Genomic DNA, 13,874 nt, shown 5'->3' on the forward strand with positions numbered 1-13,874 from the left:
CTCCTGCTATACTCGATGCTTCTCTTAGGCGCGTAGCTCAGTTGGTTAGAGCACCACCTTGACATGGTGGGGGTCGTTGGTTCGAATCCAATCGCGCCTACCAAATTCAAACACGGGTTGCAGCGATTTCGCTGCAACCCGTTCGTCGTTTGGGCGACGTGTTTGTCTCTGGATCAGCCCGGTCGTCCTGAGTGATCGGCGCAAGCGAAAACTCCTTTCACGGGCGGCCCCTCGCGCGGTGCAGGCAAGGTGCCTGAGCCATGTGGTTGTGCTACCTTGAGCGGTCTGCCAACCTTCTCGAATTTCCTTGATAAGCGATCTGATGAATACGCGATCAACGCCAGTTGATCGGGCGCACGCCGACCACCGCGTGGCCGCATTGCTCAAGCAAGCCCCTCTTGAATTCGCGCGCGCGGTCTACGGCATCAATGACCTTGCCGCCGGCCGCGCCGACACCATGGCCGCACGCGAAGTGGCGCGTGCACAACGACAGGGCATGCCAGTGACCGAGGAGCGCGCCGAGCAGCGCGCACGCGCCTATCTTCCGACGGCGGGGCAGGAGCATTGCCCCCGGTGCTGGGTGGTCTACGGGCAGAAGATCCCGCTGCGATTCAGGTTGTCGACCCCGGAGCGTCCCGAAACTGCAGCGTGTCATGCGTGCGGTGCCGAGTACGCGACGGCGTCGGATGCCTGAAGAAGAATCACGGTCAGGGTAAACCTTGTCGCGATGCAGCAAAACCGCTCCCTAGAATCATCCGATGACATGGGCGTCCATGTGAAGGAGTCTGTAGTGCAGAGCAAGAAGTCCGGGGTGAAGCCGGTCCAGCGTGTGATCAAGAAGTACCCCAACCGACGGCTCTACGACACGGAGACATCCACGTACATCACGCTGACCGAGGTCAAGCAGCTGGTCATCAAGAACGCGCAGTTCGTGGTGCGCGACGCCAAGACCGGCGACGACCTCACGCGCAGCATCCTGCTGCAGATCATCCTGGAAGAAGAGGCCGGCGGCGCGCCGATGTTCACCGAGCAGGTGCTGGCCAACATCATCCGCTTCTACGGCCAGGCCATGCAGGGCTACATGGGCCCCTACCTCGAGAAGAACATCCAGGCCATGACCGAGATGCAGGCCCAGCTCGCCGAAAAGGCCGAGGGCCTGACGCCCGAGATGTGGTCGCGCTTCATGACCATGCAGTCGCCGATGATCCAGGGGCTGATGGGCAACTACGTCGAGCAATCGAAGAACGTCTTCCTGCAGATGCAGGAGCAGATGCAGAAAAACACCGAGCAGGTGCTGGGCGCCTTTGGCATCAAGCGCCCCTGAGCGCCGCGCGGCGGCCCGCCTGAATGGGGTGACTGCCCGATGAATGCCCCGCTGTCACCGATAGCTGGGACAATAGAGGCCTATGAGCGAAGTTGCCTCCCCTGAACGTACCGTCACGTCGACCGCCCCCAAGGTCGGCTTCGTCAGCCTTGGTTGCCCCAAGGCCTTGACCGATTCCGAATTGATCCTGACCCAGCTGAGTGCCGAGGGCTATCAAACCGCCAAGACTTTCGAGGGCGCCGACCTCGTCATCGTCAACACCTGCGGCTTCATCGACGATGCCGTGAAGGAAAGCCTGGACACCATCGGCGAAGCGCTCGCCGAGAACGGCCGCGTGATCGTCACCGGCTGCCTGGGCGCCAAGACCGGCGACCAGGGCGGCAACCTCGTGCGCCAGATGCATCCCAGCGTGCTGGCCGTCACCGGCCCGCATGCCACGCAAGAGGTGATGGATGCCGTGCACGCCAACCTGCCGAAGCCGCACGATCCGTTCATCGACCTCGTGCCGAACACCTTCGGCGTGGCCGGCCTCAAGCTGACGCCGCGGCACTACGCTTACCTGAAGATCAGCGAAGGCTGCAACCACCGCTGCACCTTCTGCATCATTCCCTCGATGCGCGGCGACTTGGTCTCGCGTCCGGTGGGCGATGTGCTCAGCGAAGCCAAGGCCCTGTTCGAGGGCGGCGTGAAGGAACTGCTGGTGATCAGCCAGGACACCTCGGCCTACGGCGTCGACGTGAAGTACCGCACCGGCTTCTGGGACGGCAAGCCGGTCAAGACCCGCATGCTCGAACTCGTGCGCACGCTGGGCGAAATTGCCGAGCCGTATGGCGCCTGGGTGCGCCTGCACTACGTATACCCCTATCCGAGCGTCGACGAAATCATTCCGTTGATGGCGAGCGGCCTGGTGCTGCCGTACCTCGACGTGCCGTTGCAGCACAGCCACCCCGACGTGCTCAAGCGCATGAAGCGGCCGGCCAGCGGCGAGAAGAACCTGGAGCGGATCGCACGCTGGCGCGAGGTCTGCCCCGAACTCGTGATCCGCAGCACCTTCATCGCCGGTTTCCCGGGCGAGACGGAGCAGGAGTTCGAGCACCTGCTCGACTTCATCCGCGAAGCCGAGATCGATCGTGCCGGCTGCTTTGCCTACAGCCCGGTCGAGGGCGCCACCGCCAACGACATTCCGGGCATGCTGCCCGAGGCCGAGCGCGAAGCGCGCCGCGCCCGCTTCATGGAGGTGGCCGAGGCCGTGTCGATCGCCAAGCTGCAAAAGCGCATCGGCTCGACGATGCAGGTGTTGGTCGATTCAGCGCCGGCGCTGGGCCGCAAGGGTGGGGTGGGGCGCACGTACGCCGACGCACCGGAGATCGACGGCACCGTTCGCCTCCTGCCGCCCGAGAAGATCAGCAAGACGATGAAGGTCGGCGAGTTCACGCGTGCACGCATCGTGGGCGCTGAAGGCCACGACCTGATCGCGTTGCCCGTTTGATGCGCCTGATTCAAACGGCCAAGAAAAAAGCCACCGGAGGCCGGTGGCTTTTGTCAGAAGACCTGGTAAGGGTCTGTTCAATCTTGGTGCCCAGAGAAGAGGACTCGAACCTCCACGATGTTACTCGCTAGTACCTGAAACTAGTGCGTCTACCAATTCCGCCATCTGGGCTAATTTTGCTTCTCAGCAAAGACTACGATTATATACACAAATTTGGCGCGCTCTTTTGAGCGTGTCGAAATTTCAACTTCTGCGCGACATCGCTCGTGCGGCGGATGTCCTGCCCAAGGCGGGTGGGTGCGATCGTGCGTGCATGGCCGGCATCAAGGGGCGTGATCTGACGATCGCGTCTCCCGTTTGATGCAGTTTCGAGCGGCCATGAAAAAAGCCACCGGAGACCGGTGGCTTCAATCGGATGACCTGGTAAAGGTCTGTTTAAACTTGGTGCCCAGAAGAGGACTCGAACCTCCACGATGTTACTCGCTAGTACCTGAAACTAGTGCGTCTACCAATTCCGCCATCTGGGCCCACATGACTGCAGAAGCAGTCACGTTTTGAATTTCAGGAAAGAAGGAGATCATATCAAAAATAATGTCACTTCCAGCAGCTTGTTGGATGAAATCGAAGGAACTGTTCAAGGACATCGCGATGGGCACGGCTTCGTGCAACGCGACGACGGCGAGGCAGATATCTACCTGCCGCCGAATGAGATGCGCGCGGTGCTGCACAAGGATCGCGTCAAGGCGCGCATCGTGCGACAGGACCGCCGCGGCCGCCCCGAGGGGCGCGTGGTCGAGATCGTCGAGCGACCCGAGCAGCCCATCATCGGCCGCCTGTTGCACGAAGGCGGGATCTGGCTCGTTGCACCGGAAGACAAGCGCTACGGCCAGGACGTCCTGATCCCGAAGGGCGCGACCGGCCCCGCCAAGGTGGGCCAGGTGGTGGTCGTTCAGCTCACCGAGCCGCCGGCCTTGTTCGGCCAGCCCGTGGGCCGCGTGAGAGAAGTGCTGGGCGAGATCGACGACCCCGGCATGGAAATCGAAATCGCAGTGCGCAAGTACGGCGTGCCGCATGAGTTTTCCGCGGAGTGCCTGGCGCAGGCCAAGGTCCTGCCCGAGAAGGTGCGCCCCGCCGACAAGAAGGGCCGCATCGACCTCACCGACGTGCCACTCGTCACCATTGACGGCGAAGACGCCCGCGACTTCGACGACGCCGTGTACTGCGAGCCCGCGAAGGTGGGCCGTGGCAAGGGTTGGCGACTGCTGGTGGCCATCGCCGACGTCAGCGCCTATGTGCAGACCGGCTCGGCCATCGACATCGATGCGTACGACCGCGCGACCAGCGTCTACTTCCCGCGCCGCGTGATCCCGATGCTCCCCGAGAAGCTGTCGAACGGCCTGTGCTCGCTCAACCCCGAGGTCGAGCGCCTGTGCATGGTGTGCGACATGCTGGTCGCAGCCGATGGCGAGATCTACGCCTACCAGTTCTATCCGGCCGTGATGTTCAGCCATGCGCGCTTCACGTACACCGAAGTGGCCGCCATCCTCGGCAACACGCGCGGCCCGGAAGCCGCCAAGCGCAAGGAGCGCGTCAAGGACCTGCTGAACCTCGCCGACGTCTACAAGGCCCTGCTCAAGCAGCGCGGCAAGCGCGGCGCGGTCGACTTCGAAACCACCGAGACGCAGATCATCTGCGACGACGCCGGCCGCATCGAGAAGATCGTGCCGCGCACGCGCAACGAGGCGCACCGCCTGATCGAGGAGGCGATGCTCGCCGCCAACGTCTGCAGCGCCGACTTCATCGCCGAAGGCAAGCACCCGGGCCTGTTCCGCGTGCACGAAGGCCCGACGCCCGAGAAGAAGGAAATCCTGCGCGGCTACCTGAAGGCCATGGGTGTCGGCCTGAGCATCACCGACGAGCCGCGTCCCGGCGAGTTCCAGGCGATCGCCGAAGCCACCAAGGAGCGCCCCGACGCGCAGCAGATCCACACCATGCTGCTGCGCTCGATGCAGCAGGCGATCTACACGCCGATCAACAGTGGCCACTTCGGCCTGGCCTACGAGGCCTACACGCACTTCACGAGCCCGATCCGTCGCTATCCCGACCTGCTGGTGCACCGCGTGATCAAGGCGATCCTCGGCAAGACGCGCTACCAGCTGCCGATGCTGCCCACGCCCGGCGAGGCGCATGCCAAGCTGGCCAAGCGGCTCGCCTCGCGCGTCAAGGCGCCCACCAACAAACCGCAGAAGGCGACCGTGGCGCCCAGCAAGGAAGTGCTGGCCTGGGAAGCCGCCGGCCTGCATTGCAGCGCCAACGAGCGCCGTGCCGACGAAGCCAGTCGCGACGTCGAGGCCTGGCTCAAGTGCAAGTACATGCGCGAGCACCTCGGCGAGGAATACGGCGGCGTGGTCACCGCGGCCACCACCTTCGGCATCTTCGTCACGCTCGATGCGATGTATGTAGAGGGCCTGGTCCACATCACCGAGCTCGGCGGCGAGTACTTCAAGTTCGACGAGATGCGCCAGGAGTTGCGCGGCGAGCGCACCGGCATCCGCTACGCCATCGGCACGCGGGTGCGGGTGCAGGTGAGCCGCGTCGACCTCGATGGCCGCAAGATCGACTTCCGCCTCGTGCGCGAAGGCGAGGATCTGACCTCGCGCGCCATGAAGGACAAGGGCGGCGCGCCGGTGAAGGCGTCGGCCAAGCGAAGCTCCCGCCACAAGGCGGAGGCCGGTGGTGAGTCGCGATCGGAGCACGGTGGCGGCGGCGCTGCCGCGGTGCCCGCCGGCCCGCAATCGGCCATGCAGGCCTTCAAGTCGGCGGTGAAGAAAGCCGCCAACAAGATGCAGGGCAAGGGGCGCAAGCCCCGCCGCGGATGAGACGCGCCGTGCACACTACCGGTTTGCTTACCGTGTGTATGGATCAGTTGAAAAGGAGACTTGGAGCATGAGCGTGGAAAACAACAAGGGCCGCATCGCGATCGTCACGGGCGCGGGGTCGGGCATCGGCCGTGCGGCCGCGCTGGCCCTGCTGGCGGACGGCTGGAGCGTGGCCCTTGCGGGGCGCCGCCTCGAGCCGCTGGAGCAGGTGGCGGAAGAATCGGGCGCGGGTGCGCGCGCCTTCGCGGTGCCGACCGACGTGGCCAATGCCGACTCGGTGCAGGCGCTGTTCGGCGCCACGGTCGAGCGCTTCGGGCGCGTCGACCTGCTGTTCAACAACGCCGGCGTGGGTAACCCGCCGGGACCGTTCGAGGACTGGACGCCCGAGCAGTGGAAGGGCGTGGTGGACATCAACCTCACCGGCATGTTCTTCTGCATCCAGCAGGCCTTTCGCACGATGAAGGCGCAGACGCCGCGGGGCGGCCGCATCATCAACAACGGGTCGATCTCGGCGACCACGCCGCGGCCGAATTCCGCGGCCTACACCTCGACCAAGCACGCGGTCGAAGGGCTGACCAAGACCGCTTCGCTCGACGGCCGCAAGTACGACATCGCGGTGGGGCAGGTGGACGTGGGCAATGCCATGACCGAGCTGGCCGCGCGCATGGCCACCGGCGTACCGCAGGCCAACGGCGAGCTCGCGATCGAGCCACTGATCGACGTCAAGATCGTCGGCCAGTCGGTGCTCTACATGGCGAACCTGCCGCTGGAAGCCAACGTGCTCTTTCACACCATCATGGCCACGAAGATGCCCTTCGTGGGGCGCGGCTGAGTCCTGCGCTCAGTAGGGCGCGCGGCGGGCCAGCGAGCCCGCCGTGAGCGGGGCAGCATCGGCCGGCCACAGGTCGGCGATGCGGCCGTGCTGCCAGACGGCCTCGCACGCCGCCTCGAACGCGGGGCGGCGCATCGCGAGCGCCGCGCCGATCATGCCGGCGAGCACATCGCCGGTGCCTGCGGTGGCGAGGCGGGCATTGCCGGTCGGATTGATGACCGGTGGTTCGTCGCCCGCATCGGCCATCACTGTTCCAGACCCCTTGAGCACTGTCACCGCGCCGAAGCGCGATGCCAGCGCACGGGCCGCGGCGAGGCGGTTGGCTTGCACGCCACCCGTCGTGTCGCAGAGCAGGCGCGCGGCTTCCAACGGATGCGGCGTGAGCACGGTGGGAGCGCCGGCCTGGCCTCGCGCGATCAGCTGCGCCTGAAGTGACGGATCGGCGGCGATGGCGTTGAGTGCGTCGGCGTCGAGCACCAGCGCGGCGGCCGTCGACAGCACGCGCGGCAGCAGTTCGCGCACGGCATCGCCGCCACCGCAGCCGCACACGACCGTCATGCCCGCGAGGTCCAGCGCGTGGGCGTCGCGCAGCATCAGCTCCGGCTGCGAGGTGTCGACCGGCGCTGCGCGGGGATCGAGCAATCCGACGAACACGCGTCCCGCGCCCCCATGGAGCGCGGCCGAGCCGGCCAGCAGCGCAGCGCCGGCCATGCCCGAAGCGCCGCCGATCACCGCGACATCCCCGTAGCTGCCCTTGTGCGAGGCGTGGGTGCGCGGCTGGATATCGGGCGCGCCTGCGAGGCGGGCCGTCGCTCGCTCCTGGATGAAAGCGCGGCAGCCCAGATCGTCGAACCACATCGTGCCGGCTGCGTCGCGGCCTTGCGCCGTGAACAAGCCGGGTTTCAGCGTGAGGAAGGTGAGGGTGGTGCGGACCGATGCCGGTGCTTGATCTGCGCTGGAGGCCAGCGTGCCAGTGTCGGCATCGAGGCCCGAGGGTACATCGATGCTGAGCACCGGCGAGGCGCTCGCGTGCATCCGCGCGAGCCATTCGGCCATCGTGCCCGAGGGTGGGCGGGTTGATCCGATGCCGAGCAGCGCATCCACCGCCAGCTCGAAGCTCGATGGTGGCTCCGAAGCGAAGCTGACGCCCGCATCGCGCGCACGCTGCAGCGATGCCTTGGCATCCGCTGGCAGCCGGCCTTCATCGCCCACGAAGGTGACGACCGGAAAGAAGCCGCGATGACGCAGTTGCGCCGCGGCTTCGAAGCCGTCGCCGCCGTTGTTCCCGGGGCCGCAGGCGATCCAGATCGTTCGCGCGTGCGGCGCGAGCGCCATTGCGAGCCGCGCCGCCGCGAGGCCGGCGCGCTGCATCAGCGTGTGAGGGGGAAGGGCGGAGGCGGCCGCCTGTTCGATGCGACGCGAGGCGGCAATGTCGAACAGGTCGGCGGCGCTAACGGACGTGATGCGATGCATCGAGCCATTGTGCCGCCGACGCCGCGCCTCCTATCATGGACCGATGATGCTCAAGACCTTCGGCTGGTTGCTGGTTCTGCTGCTGGCGTGCCTGGCCGGCTTCGTTGGCACGGCCGCAGCGACGATCGCTGGCGTGGTCTGGGCGGTCGGTCTGCTGATCGTGGTGTGGGGGCTGTTCCTGCTGGCCGAGCTGTTGCGCCGGGTGCCGCTGCGCGACGTCGCCTGGGCCCTGGGCGTGGGCTATGGCATCGGCGTGATCCGGTGGCTCGACGTGCCGGTCGAGGCAGGGTCCGGTACGCAGTGGCTAATGCTGGGGCTGGACCTGCTGGTGCTGGTGTTCTTCGGGCTGATCGCACCGGCGATCCTGGGGTTGATCGCCCAACGCTGGGCACCCCGGCCCGAACTGCCGATGGAAAAACCGGCCACCCCCGAGCAACTGCGCCGCTGGGGTCCTAAAGACTGAGCCGCTCGATCCCCAGGCCTTCGAGATCGATGCCCGGGTCTTGCCCCCCGATCAGGTCGCCGAGCACGCGCGCGCTGCCGCACGACAGCGCCCAGCCGCTCGAGCCGTGGCCCAGGTTGAGCCACACGCCGGGAATGCCGCTGGCGCCCAGCACCGGTGGGCCGTCGGGCAGCATCGGCCGGGCGCCTTTCCATTGCTGGATGCCCGACTGCAACGTGGCCGCGCCCGGAAACCAGTCGTGCAGCACCTTGTAGAGCGTCTGGATCGCGGCCGGGCTCATGGCGTCGGGCGAGCCGCCGATCTCGGCGCTGCCGGCCACGCGCACGCGCTGGCCCAGGCGGGAGATCGCGACCTTGTAGCGTTCGTCCATCACCGCGCTGCGCGGCGCGTTGAGTGGCTCGCGCACCGGGGCGCTGACCGAGTGACCGTAGACCGGCGCCAGTGGGATGCGCAGTCCCAGCGGACGCAGCAGTGTGGCGGACGACAGGCCGGCGCAGACCACGATGGCGTCGAACTGCAGCGCGTCCGAGCCGCTGGCCAGCGTCAGCGAGGTGGGCGCGGCGCGGCTCAGCGGCGCGATGTCGCAGTTGAAATGGAACTGCGCGCCCAAAGCCTCGGCTTCCCACTTGAGCAGCAGCGCGAACTGGCGGCAGTTCGCGACCTCGTCTTCTGGCAGGTGGATCGCGCCTGCCAGCGGGGTGTCGGGGTTGAGCGCGGGCTCGATCAGGCGGGCCTCGTCGGCGTCGATCTCGCGGAACACGCTGCCGGCCGAACGCAGCACCTCGAGTCCGGGCTGCACCAGTTTTTTCTCGCGCTTGGAACGCAGCAGCACCAGGTAGCCGTCGCTGCGTTCGTAGCTCAGCTCGCGCGCTTCGGTCACCGCGTGCAGCCGGGTGCGGCTGTAGAAGGCCAGGCGCTGCATGCGGGCGCGGTTGGCCAGGTAGGTCTCAAGCTTGCAGGCCTTCTGCCAGCGCGACATCCAGCCGAGGTCGCGCGAACTCAGCGGCCAGCGCAGCTTGATGGCGCCGTGCGAAGACAGCAGCGAGCGCAGCACCTTGCCGCGCATGCCCGGTGCGGCCCACGGCGTGACATAACCCGGCGCGACCACGCCGGCGTTGGCAAAGCTGGCCTCTTCGGCGGCGGCGCCGCGGCGCTCGAACACGCTCACTTCATGGCCGTCGGAAACCAGTTCCCAGGCGGTGGTGACGCCGACGATGCCGGCGCCCACGATCGCGATTTTCATTGAAATGTTCTAGATAAAAGAAGCGGCTGACGCCCGTGAGGCGGGCGGTGACAGCGGTTATTTCTGTAGCGTGCGTTCGGCCTGGAGGGCCACCGCGAGCACGGCGTCGTCGTGCATCGCGCCGTGCCACAGCATCAGGCCGACCGGCAGTTCGCCGTCGGCCTGGCAGGGCAGCGAAAGGGCGCAGCCGTCGAGCATGTTGATGATCGACGGGTTGCGCAGCAGCAGCGCGTTGACGCGGAAGAATTCGTCGTCGCGCTCGGCGCCCGGTGCCACGCTGGCGATGGACGGCGCCGCGATCGGCACAGTCGGCGACACCACGGCGTCGAACGGTGCCAGCGCCTTCTCGACGCGGGCGATCCAGTCGCGGCGGGCGCGGACCAGGTCGATGTACTCGTGCGCCTTCATGCCCGCGCCGCGCAGGATGCGTTGCGCCACGCGCGGGTCGTAGCCGGCGCCGCTGCGTTCCAGCAGCAGCCTGTGCCAGGCGTACGACTCGGCCGCCGAGAAGCCGCCGGTGGCGTTGATGCTCTGCAGGTCGGCCAGCTCGGGCAGCACTATTTCCTGGATATGGGCGCCGGTGGCGCGCAGGGTGGCCAGGGAGCGCTCGAAGGCTGTGGCCACGGTGGGCTCGAGGTCGTCGAGGAAGACGTTCTTCACGACGGCCAGCCGGTAGGTCGACAGCGACGCCGAGCCGGGCGTCACCTGCCGCGCCGAGAGGATTTCGTGCGCGGTGACGGCGTCGCGCACCGAGCGGGTCATGGCGCAGACGGTGTCGAGCGTGGTCGACAGGGGCAGCGCGCCGTCGGCAGGCGTGAGGCGGGCGGTGTTCTTGAAGCCGACGATGCCGTTCAGCGCGGCCGGGATGCGGATCGATCCGCCGGTGTCGGAGCCCAGGCCGATGAAGGCCGCGCCGCTTGCCACCGAAATCGCCGCGCCGGACGACGAGCCGCCCGGAATGCGTGGCGTGGCGGTGTCGCTCGCGTTGGCTGGCGTGCCGTGGTGCGGGTTGACGCCGACGCCGGAAAAGGCGAACTCCGTCATGTTGGTGCGCCCGGTCAGCACGCCGCCGGCGGCGCGCAGCCGCGCCACGGCGAGCGCATCGGCCGGGGCGGCCGGTGCGTGCGAGAGCACGGCCGATCCGGCGGGTGTCGGCTGGCCGGCGATGTCGAACAGATCCTTGCTGGTGAAGGCAAGCCCGGCCAGCCGGCTTTCGGGCACCGATGCGGCGGCGGCCGCGCGGGCCTCGTCGAACATCGTGCGGGTGAAAACGTGGGCGCAGGCCGGGGATTCGGAGAGGGCGATGGCGCGCTCCATTTCGGTGCGCGCATCGGAACCGCCAGCCAGAAGGGTGAGACGGGTGGCGTGAAGGTCGTTCATGGCGTCGAGGGTACCTTGGAACGGCTCGGTTCGAGGGAGGAGGGGGTGGCCGCCGTGCTATACTCTTTGGGTTTCGCTGGTTATGCGACAGTTTTGTCGCCGCCAGTCAAGCACATCCGCAAACCGGCCCAATCAAGGTGTTGCGACCCCGTCGAAGGGGCGCAAAACGGGCTGGATTTTAGACCCAACCTTTGGAGTAAATTCAATGTCGACCACCATGCGCGAAATGCTGGAAGCCGGTGTCCACTTCGGTCACCAAACCCGCTTCTGGAACCCCAAGATGGCTCCGTTCATCTTCGGTCACCGCAACAAGATTCACATCATCAACCTGGAAAAGTCGCTCCCGATGTTCCAGGACGCGATGAAGTACGCCAAGCAACTCACGGCCAACCGCGGCACGATCCTGATGGTCGGCACGAAGCGCCAGGCCCGTGAAATCGTGGCTGCCGAAGCTCGCCGCGCCGGCGTGCCTTTCGTCGACACCCGCTGGCTCGGCGGCATGCTGACCAACTTCAAGACCGTCAAGACCTCGATCAAGCGTCTGAAGGACATGAAGGCCCAGCAAGAAGCCGGCCTCGACAGCCTGAGCAAGAAAGAACAGCTCACGTTCTCGCGCGAAATCGCGAAGCTCGAGAAGGACATCGGCGGCATCCAGGACATGGCTGCGCTGCCCGACGCCATCTTCGTGATCGACGTGGGCTTCCACAAGATTGCCGTGGCCGAAGCCAAGAAGCTCGGCATCCCGCTGATCGGTGTGGTCGACTCCAACCACTCGCCCGAAGGCATCGACTACGTGATCCCCGGCAACGACGACTCGTCGAAGGCCGTCACGCTGTACGCCCGTGGCATCGCCGACGCCATCATCGAAGGCCGCAACAGCGCCGGCGGTGACGTGGTCAAGGCCGTTGCTGAAGGCAGCGGCGACGAATTCGTCGAAGTCGAAGAAGGCGCTTCGGCCTGATAGGCGCGTTCGCGAGCCTGAAGAAGGGGCTTTGGTGCCCCTTTTTTTTAACCTGATTTTTGGATTTACGGAGATACACAAATGGCTGCAATCACCGCAAGCATGGTCGGCGAACTGCGCGCGAAGACCGATGCGCCCATGATGGAATGCAAGAAGGCCCTGACGGAGGCCGACGGCAACATGGAAAAGGCCGAAGAGCTGCTGCGCATCAAGCTCGGCAACAAGGCTGGCAAGGCATCGGGCCGCATCACCGCTGAAGGCGTGGTCACGGCTTTCGTCGACGGCGCTGCCGGCGGCATGATCGAAATCAACTGCGAAACCGACTTCGTCACCAAGAACGACAGCTTCCTGGCCATGGCCAACGCTGCCGCGATGCTGGTCGCCAAGAACAACCCCGCCGACATCGCCGCGCTGGGTGCGCTGGCTTACGAGCAGGACGGTTTCGGCCCCACGCTCGAAGACGTGCGCAAGGGCCTGATCGGCAAGATCGGCGAGAACATGAGCTTCCGCCGCTTCAAGCACTTCACGGGCAACGGCAAGCTGGCTTCGTACCTGCACGGCACGCGCATCGGCGTGATGGTCGAGTTCGAAGGTGACGACACCTCGGCCAAGGACGTCGCGATGCACATCGCCGCCATGAAGCCGGTCGCCATCCAGGCCTCGGACGTGCCCGCCGACCTGATCGAAAAAGAACGCGCCGTGGCCGCCGGCAAGGCTGAAGAAGACCGCAAGGTCGCCGAAGCCGAAGGCAAGAAGCCGCAGCCGGCCGACATCGTTGCCAAGCGCATCGAAGGCGGCGTGCAGAAGTACCTCAAGGAAGTCTCGCTGCACAACCAGCCGTTCGTGAAGAACGACAAGCAGACCGTCGAGCAGATGCTCAAGGCCGCCGACACCACGATCAAGGGCTTCACCCTGTACGTGGTCGGCGAAGGCATCGAGAAGAAGGTCGACGACTTCGCTGCCGAAGTCGCTGCCCAGGTCGCTGCTGCCAAGGCTGCCGCCTGATCCGGCAGGCCTCCAAGCGGCGGTGCGCGACAGCGTGCCGCCGCTTTTTCACCGCCACGTTTTACACTCGCCCCCGCCAACCCTCTAAGGAAAATGCCCATGTCTGATGCCCGCCCAGCCCACAAGCGGATCTTGTTGAAGCTGTCGGGTGAGGCATTGATGGGCGATGACGCCTTCGGCATCAACCGCGCCACCATCGTGCGCATGGTCGAAGAGGTGGCCGAGGTCGTGAACATGGGTGTCCAAGTGGCGGTCGTGATCGGCGGCGGCAACATCTTCCGCGGCGTCGCGGGAGGCTCCGTCGGCATGGACCGCGCCACGGCCGACTACATGGGCATGCTGGCCACCGTCATGAACTCGCTGGCCCTGGCCGACGCGATGAACAAGCAGGGCCTCGTGGCCCGCGTGATGTCCGCCATCGCCATCGAGCAGGTGGTCGAGCCCTATGTGCGCCCCAAGGCCCTGCAGTACCTCGAAGAGGGCAAGGTCGTGGTGTTCGCGGCCGGTACCGGTAACCCCTTCTTCACGACCGACACGGCCGCCGCGCTACGCGGTGCCGAAATCGGCGCCGAGCTGGTGCTCAAGGCGACCAAGGTGGACGGCGTCTACACCGCCGATCCCAAGACCCACCCCGAAGCCACGCGCTACGCCTCGCTCACCTTCGACGAGGCGATTGCGCAGAATCTCGGCATCATGGACGCCACGGCCTTCGCGCTGTGCCGCGACCAGAAGCTGCCGATCAAGGTGTTCTCGATCTTCAAGAACGGCGCCCTCAAGCGCGTCGTGATGGGCGAGGACGAGGGCACGCTGGTGCATGCCTAGGAG

At 66.2% G+C, this 13,874-nt stretch carries 12 protein-coding genes and 3 tRNA genes; 10 read left to right on the forward strand and 5 right to left on the reverse strand.

Annotation, left to right across the window (positions count from 1 at the left end):
• The first annotated feature begins 26 nt into the window (after positions 1-26).
• The 4 genes from AC1RL8_RS01165 (at position 27) to rimO (ending at position 2,813) form a co-directional block, all read left to right on the forward strand.
• Positions 27-103 (forward strand) — tRNA-Val (locus tag AC1RL8_RS01165).
• Positions 104-370: 267 nt separating this feature from the next.
• The gene (locus AC1RL8_RS01170) at positions 371-694 is read left to right on the forward strand and encodes a hypothetical protein (RefSeq protein ID WP_307693744.1); all 324 of its coding nucleotides are present in this window, start codon (positions 371-373) and stop codon (positions 692-694) included.
• A 69-nt stretch (positions 695-763) separates the two neighbouring features.
• A complete protein-coding gene (phaR, locus tag AC1RL8_RS01175) occupies positions 764-1,324 on the forward strand; it encodes a polyhydroxyalkanoate synthesis repressor PhaR (protein WP_062480702.1) in 561 nt (186 codons plus the stop codon).
• A gap of 82 nt (positions 1,325-1,406) precedes the next feature.
• Positions 1,407-2,813: a 30S ribosomal protein S12 methylthiotransferase RimO gene (gene rimO / locus AC1RL8_RS01180; protein ID WP_492685573.1), complete on the forward strand. Its 1,407-nt coding sequence runs from the start codon at positions 1,407-1,409 to the stop codon at positions 2,811-2,813.
• Between the two features lie 84 nt (positions 2,814-2,897).
• Here the strand turns inward: rimO and AC1RL8_RS01185 are convergent.
• Together AC1RL8_RS01185 and AC1RL8_RS01190 are read right to left on the reverse strand one after the other, a co-directional pair.
• Positions 2,898-2,984: transfer RNA gene (locus tag AC1RL8_RS01185), tRNA-Leu, on the reverse strand.
• A gap of 271 nt (positions 2,985-3,255) precedes the next feature.
• Positions 3,256-3,340, reverse strand: a tRNA-Leu gene (locus tag AC1RL8_RS01190).
• Positions 3,341-3,421: 81 nt separating this feature from the next.
• Between AC1RL8_RS01190 and rnr the strand changes: the two genes are divergently transcribed.
• Positions 3,422-5,692, forward strand: coding sequence for a ribonuclease R (gene rnr, locus AC1RL8_RS01195; protein WP_492685574.1), 2,271 nt, complete (start codon positions 3,422-3,424; stop codon positions 5,690-5,692).
• A gap of 67 nt (positions 5,693-5,759) precedes the next feature.
• Positions 5,760-6,524, forward strand: a complete 765-nt coding sequence (locus tag AC1RL8_RS01200) for an SDR family oxidoreductase (RefSeq protein ID WP_062471631.1) — start codon at positions 5,760-5,762, stop codon at positions 6,522-6,524.
• A 9-nt stretch (positions 6,525-6,533) separates the two neighbouring features.
• On the opposite strand, the gene AC1RL8_RS01205 is transcribed toward AC1RL8_RS01200, so the two are convergent.
• Positions 6,534-7,997 (reverse strand): NAD(P)H-hydrate dehydratase, encoded by a 1,464-nt coding sequence (locus tag AC1RL8_RS01205; RefSeq protein WP_492685575.1) that lies wholly within the window; start codon positions 7,995-7,997, stop codon positions 6,534-6,536.
• A gap of 43 nt (positions 7,998-8,040) precedes the next feature.
• Here AC1RL8_RS01205 and AC1RL8_RS01210 point away from each other — a divergent pair, with 43 nt between their 5' ends.
• Positions 8,041-8,460 carry a hypothetical protein gene (locus tag AC1RL8_RS01210; RefSeq protein WP_492685576.1) on the forward strand — a complete coding sequence of 140 codons (420 nt, stop codon included), beginning with the start codon at positions 8,041-8,043 and terminating at the stop codon, positions 8,458-8,460.
• On the opposite strand, the gene AC1RL8_RS01215 is transcribed toward AC1RL8_RS01210, so the two are convergent.
• Together AC1RL8_RS01215 and AC1RL8_RS01220 are read right to left on the reverse strand one after the other, a co-directional pair.
• A complete protein-coding gene (locus tag AC1RL8_RS01215) occupies positions 8,450-9,703 on the reverse strand; it encodes a D-amino acid dehydrogenase (RefSeq protein WP_095745186.1) in 1,254 nt (417 codons plus the stop codon). The genes AC1RL8_RS01210 and AC1RL8_RS01215 overlap by 11 nt on opposite strands.
• Before the next feature lie 57 nt (positions 9,704-9,760).
• Positions 9,761-11,083 carry an amidase gene (locus AC1RL8_RS01220; protein ID WP_492685577.1) on the reverse strand — a complete coding sequence of 441 codons (1,323 nt, stop codon included), beginning with the start codon at positions 11,081-11,083 and terminating at the stop codon, positions 9,761-9,763.
• 205 nt (positions 11,084-11,288) lie between these two features.
• Between AC1RL8_RS01220 and rpsB the strand changes: the two genes are divergently transcribed.
• The 3 genes from rpsB to pyrH all read left to right on the forward strand — a co-directional run bounded on the left by rpsB (position 11,289) and on the right by pyrH (position 13,871).
• Entirely contained in the window at positions 11,289-12,044 is a 756-nt protein-coding gene (gene rpsB, locus AC1RL8_RS01225) for a 30S ribosomal protein S2 (protein ID WP_062471618.1), read from the forward strand.
• 81 nt (positions 12,045-12,125) lie between these two features.
• Complete coding sequence (gene tsf / locus AC1RL8_RS01230) at positions 12,126-13,049, forward strand: translation elongation factor Ts (protein ID WP_062471615.1); 924 nt, start codon at positions 12,126-12,128, stop codon at positions 13,047-13,049.
• A gap of 99 nt (positions 13,050-13,148) precedes the next feature.
• Positions 13,149-13,871 carry a UMP kinase gene (gene pyrH / locus AC1RL8_RS01235; RefSeq protein ID WP_095947731.1) on the forward strand — a complete coding sequence of 241 codons (723 nt, stop codon included), beginning with the start codon at positions 13,149-13,151 and terminating at the stop codon, positions 13,869-13,871.
• Positions 13,872-13,874 lie beyond the last annotated feature (3 nt).

The organism is Variovorax sp. GW822-FHT04E09 (assembly GCF_058800845.1).

Bases quoted from the DNA above. Each gene is read 5' to 3' on its own strand.
- phaR (WP_062480702.1), top strand. From the start codon at position 764: ATGGGCGTCCATGTGAAGGAGTCTGTAGTGCAGAGCAAGAAGTCCGGG.
- pyrH (WP_095947731.1), top strand. From the start codon at position 13,149: ATGTCTGATGCCCGCCCAGCCCACAAGCGGATCTTGTTGAAGCTGTCG.
- rimO (WP_492685573.1), top strand. From the start codon at position 1,407: ATGAGCGAAGTTGCCTCCCCTGAACGTACCGTCACGTCGACCGCCCCC.
- AC1RL8_RS01200 (WP_062471631.1), top strand. From the start codon at position 5,760: ATGAGCGTGGAAAACAACAAGGGCCGCATCGCGATCGTCACGGGCGCG.
- tsf (WP_062471615.1), top strand. From the start codon at position 12,126: ATGGCTGCAATCACCGCAAGCATGGTCGGCGAACTGCGCGCGAAGACC.
- AC1RL8_RS01220 (WP_492685577.1), bottom strand. From the start codon at position 11,083: ATGAACGACCTTCACGCCACCCGTCTCACCCTTCTGGCTGGCGGTTCC.
- AC1RL8_RS01205 (WP_492685575.1), bottom strand. From the start codon at position 7,997: ATGCATCGCATCACGTCCGTTAGCGCCGCCGACCTGTTCGACATTGCC.
- rpsB (WP_062471618.1), top strand. From the start codon at position 11,289: ATGTCGACCACCATGCGCGAAATGCTGGAAGCCGGTGTCCACTTCGGT.
- AC1RL8_RS01210 (WP_492685576.1), top strand. From the start codon at position 8,041: ATGATGCTCAAGACCTTCGGCTGGTTGCTGGTTCTGCTGCTGGCGTGC.
- AC1RL8_RS01215 (WP_095745186.1), bottom strand. From the start codon at position 9,703: ATGAAAATCGCGATCGTGGGCGCCGGCATCGTCGGCGTCACCACCGCC.